The sequence below is a fragment of the Qipengyuania pelagi genome, assembly GCF_009827295.1.
Classification (GTDB): Bacteria; Pseudomonadota; Alphaproteobacteria; order Sphingomonadales; family Sphingomonadaceae; genus Qipengyuania; species Qipengyuania pelagi.
This window is the reverse complement of record NZ_WTYD01000007.1, coordinates 1-8,085: the sequence shown is the minus strand read 5'-3', so window position 1 is coordinate 8,085 and position 8,085 is coordinate 1. Positions and strand designations below refer to the sequence as shown.

The 8,085-nt window shown below is 60.6% G+C and carries 7 protein-coding genes; 3 read left to right on the top strand and 4 right to left on the bottom strand.

All coding sequences use genetic code 11. From position 1 onward, the window contains the following. Positions 1 to 206: 206 nt before the first annotated feature. Positions 207 to 1,793, bottom strand: coding sequence for an ABC1 kinase family protein (locus tag GRI47_RS14665; RefSeq protein ID WP_160659387.1), 1,587 nt, complete (start codon positions 1,791 to 1,793; stop codon positions 207 to 209). A 4-nt stretch (positions 1,794 to 1,797) separates the two neighbouring features. Continuing rightward, positions 1,798 to 2,289: a MarR family winged helix-turn-helix transcriptional regulator gene (locus GRI47_RS14660; RefSeq protein WP_160659386.1), complete on the bottom strand. Its 492-nt coding sequence runs from the start codon at positions 2,287 to 2,289 to the stop codon at positions 1,798 to 1,800. A gap of 125 nt (positions 2,290 to 2,414) precedes the next feature. Between GRI47_RS14660 and GRI47_RS14655 the strand changes: the two genes are divergently transcribed. From GRI47_RS14655 to GRI47_RS14645, 3 genes are read left to right on the top strand one after another with little or no spacing between them, the layout of a single operon-like run. After that, complete coding sequence (locus GRI47_RS14655) at positions 2,415 to 3,542, top strand: HlyD family secretion protein (RefSeq protein ID WP_160659385.1); 1,128 nt, start codon at positions 2,415 to 2,417, stop codon at positions 3,540 to 3,542. Then, positions 3,539 to 5,110: an MDR family MFS transporter gene (locus GRI47_RS14650; RefSeq protein ID WP_160662069.1), complete on the top strand. Its 1,572-nt coding sequence runs from the start codon at positions 3,539 to 3,541 to the stop codon at positions 5,108 to 5,110. The genes GRI47_RS14655 and GRI47_RS14650 overlap by 4 nt, the downstream gene beginning before the upstream one ends. Before the next feature lie 7 nt (positions 5,111 to 5,117). After that, on the top strand, positions 5,118 to 6,581 hold the full coding sequence (locus GRI47_RS14645; protein ID WP_337190716.1) for an efflux transporter outer membrane subunit: 1,464 nt from the start codon (positions 5,118 to 5,120) through the stop codon (positions 6,579 to 6,581). On the opposite strand, the gene GRI47_RS14640 is transcribed toward GRI47_RS14645, so the two are convergent. Both GRI47_RS14640 and GRI47_RS14635 read right to left on the bottom strand, forming a co-directional pair. Further along, on the bottom strand, positions 6,511 to 6,978 hold the full coding sequence (locus tag GRI47_RS14640; RefSeq protein WP_237452676.1) for a hotdog fold thioesterase: 468 nt from the start codon (positions 6,976 to 6,978) through the stop codon (positions 6,511 to 6,513). The two genes, GRI47_RS14645 and GRI47_RS14640, sit on opposite strands and share 71 nt — an antisense overlap. 23 nt (positions 6,979 to 7,001) lie before the next feature. Then, complete coding sequence (locus tag GRI47_RS14635; protein ID WP_160661209.1) at positions 7,002 to 7,907, bottom strand: alpha/beta fold hydrolase; 906 nt, start codon at positions 7,905 to 7,907, stop codon at positions 7,002 to 7,004. Between the last annotated feature and the right edge of the window lie 178 nt (positions 7,908 to 8,085).

Here is an 8,085-nt window from a genome sequence, read left to right as displayed (position 1 = left end):
CATAGCGGCCATAAAGTCAGGCGAGGACACGCCTGAAAGCTGCCGTTCCAAAGTTTCGTCTGATTGAGGAAAATAAGCCTTCAATCGCAATAGGTCGAAAAATTTTCTTCGCGATGCGTCTTGGTCGCTGAAGTGAGGCGCATGAAATCCTCGTTAAGTTCGGCTTTGCCGTATCGTGACCGTGCACGAATTAAGTTGCTCCTTCATTATGACTTTCGGATGAGCACCACCCCAGCAATCACAAGCGCGCCGCCAGCCAGAAGCCAGGATTGATCGACAAGCAACGCGCTAGCTATGATCAATGCGGCAGCTAGAGGGCCTTTCAAGGACTGACGCTCATTGCGAAGTCCAGCGAGCTGCTCGATACTGAGCGGATCGAGCTGAACCGGCACATATCCTGACTTTGCGATCGAGTTCGCAGTGGCAAGTATGTCGGGCAAGGACGCCGACAACCCCAGCAGCTGACCGCGAAGTCTCTTCAAACCCGACCGAGCGCTGCCGAGCGAGAACCGCTCGGCGAGAAGCTCCGTCATGATCGGCCGGGTCTCTTCGGCGATGTTGTAGTCCGGTGCCAGCGATCGGACGAAGCCCTCTGCAGTCAACAAGGTACGCAGAAGAATGGCCAGATCAGGTGGCAGAACCAGTCGATAATCCCGCAACAGATCGAAAACGCGGGAAAAAATCTGCGAGAACTCGATGCCAGATAGCACGGTCCCCCTGAACTCTCCAATCAACTGATCCAGATCCACCGCGAGCGCATCGCGATCCACCTTCGGCTCCCCCGCCCATGCGAGCAGGACATCCGCGACATCGCTGGTTTCCTCACCAGCAATCGCAAGCACGAGGCGGACGATTTCGTCGCGCCTGGCCTTGGTGAGCGTCCCGACCGATCCGAAGTCGATGAAGCCGACATCCTGCTCGCCGATCAGGAAAACATTGCCGGGATGAGGGTCGCCGTGGAATTCGCCGTTCAGAATGATCATGCGCAGGACTGCGTTGGCATAGCACTTGGCGAACGCCGCCACCTCCGGATCGCCCGATGAGGCGCCCAGCGAAGACGCGGGCCTGCCGTACAGGCGTTCCTGAACGTTCACCCGCAGCCCGGTCAGTTCCCAATGGATGGCCGGGGTCCTGACGCCGATGGTTTCGAGATATGCGCCGATCCGCTCGCAGGCTCGGGATTCCGCAGCGAGGTCCATCTCCCAGGCAAGATTGCGGCCGAAGGTCCGCAGAAACTCGACTGGCCGGTAACGCGCGATGTCAGGCGAGCGTGCTTCCGCGATCTCGGCAAGACGCACAAGCAGGCGCACATCGGCTTCCATGCGCGCGGCGGTGCCCGGGCGGCGAACTTTCACGATGACCTCGCTACCGTCCCGTAGCTTGGCGGAATAGGTCTGTGCAATCGAGGCGGACGCCAGAGGCTGTTCGTCGAACTGCGCAAAGTCGTTCCGCCAGTCCTCACCCCAGCTTGAAGCAAGTACGGGCTCGATATGTGCGAAGCGCACCGGCGACACCTGATCGTGCAGGGTTGAGAATGCAGTGATCCAGTGTTCGGTAAACAGATCGCTTCGGGTGGCGAGGAGCTGCCCCAGCTTTATGCCGACTGGCCCGATGTCACGGAGGAACGCGACAACTGCGGCCGGACGAAATTCGCGAGGATCGATGACATTGCTCGAAGAGGGAATAAATCCGAGGGCTCCGGCGAGAGTCTTCGCACCGTGCCTCATTAAGATTCGGCCGATCTCCGCGGCGCGAGCGATGCTGCTGATAGGCTTTTCCGGGGGCGATGCCATGATATTACTCAGCCTCGGCCCGGAGTTGGTCCAGATTTTCCGATACCCTTGCAAGAATCTGCTGCAACGTTTGCTTCTCGTCGGCGGCAATGTCGCGCCAAAGCAGATCATGAAGCCTATCCGCGGAGCCTCTCAGTTCGGGCAGCATATCATCTAGCTGCTCCGTGAGGATGAGCTGCCACGCTCGCCGATCCGTCTCAGCTCGAAGCCTTTTCATCAGCCCGCGTGCGCAAAGACCTGCAACCGCCTGGCCGATGGTCGCCGATTCCAGTTCCAGTTTCTTGGCGATTTCAGCCTGCGTAAGGGCAGGATCGCGAAGAAGTTGTCCGATGATCCTCCACTGTGTCTGATTGAGACCGATCCTGGCGACCCTCGCATCGTACACTCTGCGCGCGCCGCGACTGATCTCGTCCATAAGATAGAGAATGCGGTCATCATCGGTGATGATCTTCTGCCGACGCTGAGACCGTGACATGGTATCTGGTTTTTCATCCATAGGGCTGTGTAGTCGGATAGCCTCGGATGCCCAAATGCAAACTGCTAAATGCCTTTACTATCTGACTCACGGCTCATAGGGCGCGAGACGCGTTCACCTTTTACTGAGGCTGCCGAAAGAGTCAGATGACCGATAACTCCAACCAACCGGAGCAGGAGGGCACAACCCCAACGAAACCGCAATCGCGGCGTAGCTTGCGCATCGTGCTAATCATCGTTGGTCTTGCCGTGCTGCTTGGCGGGATCTGGTGGTACTACCGGCACGTAACCTACGGACAGTACATGCAGTCGACCGATAACGCCTATGTCGCTGCCGACAGCGTCGTTATCTCTTCCAAGGTAGCGGGATACGTCGAAGAGGTCTTCGTAGGGGAGAACGAGCAAGTAGCTCGCGGCGGAGCCCTCGTACAACTGGATCTGCGGGATTATCAGGCGCAAGCGCAGCAGGCGCGCGCACAGATCGCTGCGACCCTGGCCGGTGCCGACACAATCCGTTCTCAGGTATCCGAACAGGATGCAGCCATTCGCCAGGCGCGGGCCCAACTCGCCGCCGCGAGCGCGGCACTGGACCTCGCGAACGACCAGGTGGCGCGATATCGGCCCCTTGCCGCGACAGGAGCCGAACCGCGGGAAAAGCTAGACCAGTATGAGGCGCAGGCGCGGCAGGCGCGGGCCGAATTCGCCGCTGCGCAGGCGGCGGTGGCTGCCGCGACCGCTCGCCGGGGGACCCTGTTCGAGCAGATCAGCCAGACCCAGGCGCAGGCGGACGCTGCTCGCGCTCAGCTGGAAACAGCCGACCTTACGGTTGAATCGACCTTGCTGCGCGCCAGCAAGGCCGGCCGAGTCGGCGATCTCTCGGTCAGGGTGGGCCAGTTCGTGCAACCGGGTCAACGTTTGATGACGGTGGTTCCGGTGAGCGCGATCTACGTGACCGCGAACTTCAAAGAAACGCAGGTCGGCCTCATCCGGGCCGGCCAGAGCGTCAGGCTCGAAGTTGACGCCCTGCCAGACCTTGAGATCGCGGGACGAGTGGACAGCATATCGCCGGGAACGGGCGCGGAATTTTCCATCCTCCCCCCCGAAAATGCCACCGGCAACTTTACCAAGATCGTTCAACGGATACCCGTCCGCATCGGTATCGATGCTCCCCCTGAAGTGCGGCGTCTGCTCGTTCCCGGCATGTCGGTAGTGGCTACGGTCGACACCCGGAATGCTGCCGGCGAATTGGAAGAGATCTCGAGTCGGACTCAATGACCGAGATACTGGCAGCGCAGGACACTTCGATCGGGCCGGCCGGGGGCCGAAAGAACGCAGACGTGACTGCCTGGGTCGCTGTGGCCGCGGGCGCGCTTGGCGCCATGCTCGCGACGCTGGACATATCAATCGTCAATTCCGCACTCCCCGTCATTCAGGGCGAGATCGGTGCCACAGGCGCCGAAGGCACCTGGATTGCTACGTCATTTCTCGTTGCTGAGATTGTCGTCATTCCGCTGAGCGCTTGGCTGGAACGGCTGTTCGGTCTGCGAACCCTCCTCATCATCGCGGTCAGCGCGTTCACCGCCTTTTCGGTGCTGTGCGGGATTGCAACCGACCTTACGACAATGATCATCGGCCGCACGGGTCAGGGCTTCACGGGCGGCGTGCTCATTCCGACGGCAATGACCATCGTGGCCAAAAGGCTGCCGCCACATCAGCAGCCCATCGGAATGGCCCTGTTCGGCATGACAGTGATCCTCGGCCCCGTGATGGGGCCTTTGATCGGGGGTTGGCTGACCGAGAATCTGAGCTGGCACTATGCCTTCTTTGTCAATGTGCCGGTCTGCGGCCTGCTGCTGCTCCTGCTGTTCGTTGGCTTGCCCCACGAAAAGCCAAAGTGGGATTATCTCACTGACGCGGATTGGGCGGGCATTGTCGGGCTCATCTTGGGGCTGGGCGGACTTACGGTCGTCCTTGAGGAGGGCCACCGCGAGGAATGGTTTGAATCCTCTCTCATTCGCTGGCTCACAATCATCACAGTCGTCGGATTTGCCTCGCTGATCTACGGACAGGTGAAGGCACGCAAGCCAGTCTTGAAGTTGCAGCTCTTGTTCAATCGACAGTTCGCCAGCGTCGCGATCATGGCGCTCGCCCTGGGTATGGTGATGTATGGTTCGACCTACGTCATCCCGCAGTTCCTCGCGATCATTTCTGATTATAACGCGCTTCAGACCGGGCTGGTGATCTTCTGGATGGGCGTCCCGGCCTTCCTGTTGATGCCTGTGCTTCCCTTGATGATCCGGAAGATCGACATTCGCATCGCCGTCGGCGCCGGCATGTTGCTGATGGCGGTCAGCTGCTTTGTCAGCACCAGCCTTACAGCAGAATCCGGGGGTGCCGTTTTTACCGAGAGCCAGCTCTTGCGCGGTGTCGGCATGATCTTGTCGATGATGTTCCTGAATCAGGCGACGGTGGCTTCGGTCGCCAAGGAGGATGCCGGCGACGCCTCGGGAATTTTCAACGCGGCGCGCAATCTCGGTGGCTCTTTCGCTCTTTCGGCTCTGGCATCGTTCCAAGACCAGCGGATCTGGCATCATAGCCGGCGGATGGAAGAGACCCTGAATGCGAACAGCGTTTCGCTACAGGACTATCTCGACGGGCTGGCGCGAAACTTCGGCGGCATGGAGGGGGCGATGGCCGTCCTGAGCCGCACCCTCCAACGCGAGGCGTTCATAATGACCTACAATGACGTGTTCCTGGTTATGGGGATTCTGACCCTCGCGACGGTTCCGCTGGTCCTCTTCCTGAGGCCGCTTCCAAAAAATGTCTCCCTTTCGATGCACTGAGCCCTATATGATGCGCCGTTCGATACCATCGCTTCTCCTCATCGCCTTGCTGGCTGGCTGTACGGCTGGGCCGGACTACGCAGGCCCTCCGGAAATATTGTCGGCGGATACGGGCCATCGGTTTGTCCGCGCTGGCGAGGATGTAGGCGTCATGGACCCGGCCCTTGCCGAATGGTGGGTGCTGCTCGACGATCCTGAACTGACCCGCCTGGTCGAAACTGCGTTGTCCGAAAATCCGTCGCTCCAGGCAGCGCAGGCGCGCATCGCGCAGGCCCGGGCATCGGTCAGGCAGGATCGGGCCGGCAGAATGCCGACACTCGGAACCCAGGCCGCCACTATTCAGGGCCAGCTTCCCGGCCTTGAAATTCAGGAGGGGGCACCCCCGTCCTCACAGCAACCCGATCCGGAGGCGGGAAGCGACGATGCCCTCAGCTTTTACAATGTTGGTCTCAATGCCAACTGGGAGCTGGAGTTCGCGGGCGGCTCCCGGAGGCGTATCGAGGCCGGCAACGCGCAGGCTGCGGCAACGGTCGCCAATGCGGAGGACGCAAAGGTTCAGCTGACCGCCGAAGTTGCCAATAACTACGTCAACTTGCGGGAGGCCCAGTTCCGCGCCGACCAATACCGGACGCAGATCAAGCTGCAGGAAGAAGTCCTGGCCCTAACTTATCAGCGGTATCAGCAAGGCGCGCTGCCGCTGTTCCCGGTGGGCAATGCGAACGCGGAGCTGGAGGTGCTCAAGTCCCAATTCGCCGAGGCGGAGGCCGATAAAGCCGTCCTGCTAGACGCGCTTGCGATCCTGTCGGGACGGATTCCTGGATCGACGGCCGAAGACCTTTCGACGCCGCGAGATATCCCTTTGCCCCCGGATGAGGTTACTGTCGGCGATCCGGCGAGTCTGATCGCGCGTCGGCCCGACATCAGGGCGGCTGAGCGCACTCTCGCCGCTGCAACGGCCAGGATCGGGGTGGCCGAAGCGGCAAGGTTCCCGAAGCTGTCCTTTATGGGGATTCTGGGCCTTGGCGGATCTTCCCCCGACGATATCTTCGATGTAGGCGAATTTTCGGCATTGGCGATACCCCGCCTGGAATGGAACTTCCTCGATTTTGGAAGGGTCGACGCGTCGGTCGATCGCGCCGGGGCGGTCCGCGACGAAGCTGTCGCCAACTATCGTCAAACCGTCCTCGCGGCGCTACGGGATGCCGAGCGCGCTCTGGCACGATTTGGCCAACAACGCGTCGCGCTGGCAGCCAGCGCGCAGATCAAGAGCCAGGCGGATAGCGCCGCCGATCTGAACCGCCAACGTTTTGCCGCAGGAGCGATCTCGAAGGCTGACCTCAACCGGGCCCTGCGAGAACAGCAGCAGGCCTCAGCAGACCTCGTCCGGGCAAAAGGCGCCCTTACGCTGGCGTGGATCGCGCTGCAGAAGTCGCTGGGCCTTGGGTGGCAAGAGCCTGTTCGAGATCAATAGTCCCGCCGCGATGATCAAGTGATCCGGTTGACGAGAAGTAGGCGCCCCTGCCGCTGGCGACCAACTTGCCGTCGGGCTCGATAACCCGGGTTTCCGCCACCGAAATCTGTCGCCCGATCTTCACGATCTGTCCGTGAGCAGTGAGAGGTCCTGAGGTTGCAGGACGGTGGTAATCGACATGCAGATCGGCCGTCGCTCTCGCCGCGACGCCCCCGGCAAGCAGAGTATAAAGCCCGGTGAGGTCGACCAGTGAAGCCAGGATCCCTCCATGCGCCGACCCAATCATAGGGTTCGACACGATCTCTTCGCGCCATGGCATGGTGATCGCGATTCCCTGGTCGGAGCATGTTGCAATCTCCAGCCCAAGCCATCGATGAAACGGCGCGATATTCAGCATTTCCTGCAAGCGCTCTCGATCGATCATAGCTCCCTCGTCCCCTGTGGCTGAGCCGTATCGGATGAGTGATGGCGCCGTAGGAAATCGACGATAGCGGCGGAAAAGGCATCGTTCGCATCGCCCACGACCATGTGCGTGGCATCGGCAATATCGGTGTATTCTGCATGGGGGGCGAGTTGTCGCAGATGCAATACGGCCTCTTCGGAAACAAGATCGCTAGAGGCGCCTCGGATGAGGTGAAGCGGAAGCGTGAGATTCGCCGCAGCTTGGCTGAGCATTGCCGATTGACGTTCTTGGCTGTCTGGGTCGCCTTGTCTGGCTGACATTATATTACGGATAAACGCAGGGTCCCAGTGCCAATAGAAGCGCCCATCCGGCTTCTGCCGCAGATAGCTTTTCAGACCATCGCTCGCGCCCCGCCTGGGACGATGCGGCATGTAGCGAGCGATCACGTCGGCCGCCTCCTCTGGTGAGGCGAAGCCGCTATCGACATGCTCTTCCATGAAACCAACCACGCGCATTACACCGCTGGGCGCCATGCGCGGGGCAATGTCGACCAATGTGAGTGAAGCAAAGCTACCTGGAGCAAGCTCCCCTGCGGCAATCAGTCCAGCGAGCCCGCCCAGTGAAGCGCCGACCAGCGCTGGCTTCTGGTCCAGGCGCGACGCTGCAGCGACCAGATCCGCCGCGAAGTCGCGCATTTCATAAGCTCCGCATGGCGACCAATCGCTGTCTCCGTGACCGCGCATGTCGAAGGCGATTGCGCGAAAGCCGGCTTGAGCCAGCTCGCTGACCACCCTTCTCCACGCGCGCCGTGTCTGCCCGCCGCCGTGCGCAAGAAGGACGGGTATGGCGTAGGCATCCCCCTCAGCCTCGGCTGTAAGAGAAATCGCGCCTGCGCCCTCAATCGTAAAGGTTTCTCTCGCCATCTCTGGATGGTAGGAAAGGCGCGCTAAATAGTAAACCGATTTAGTTTGTGGCTCTCGGCTCCGTGTTGGCTGTCCTGCAGGGGCGTTTCAACGACGGCAAAAGTCTATGCCAAGAGGGGTTTCTCCAGACCATTCTCTAATGCACCGGCTTGCGATTCGGTCAGCAGTCGCTGTCCGC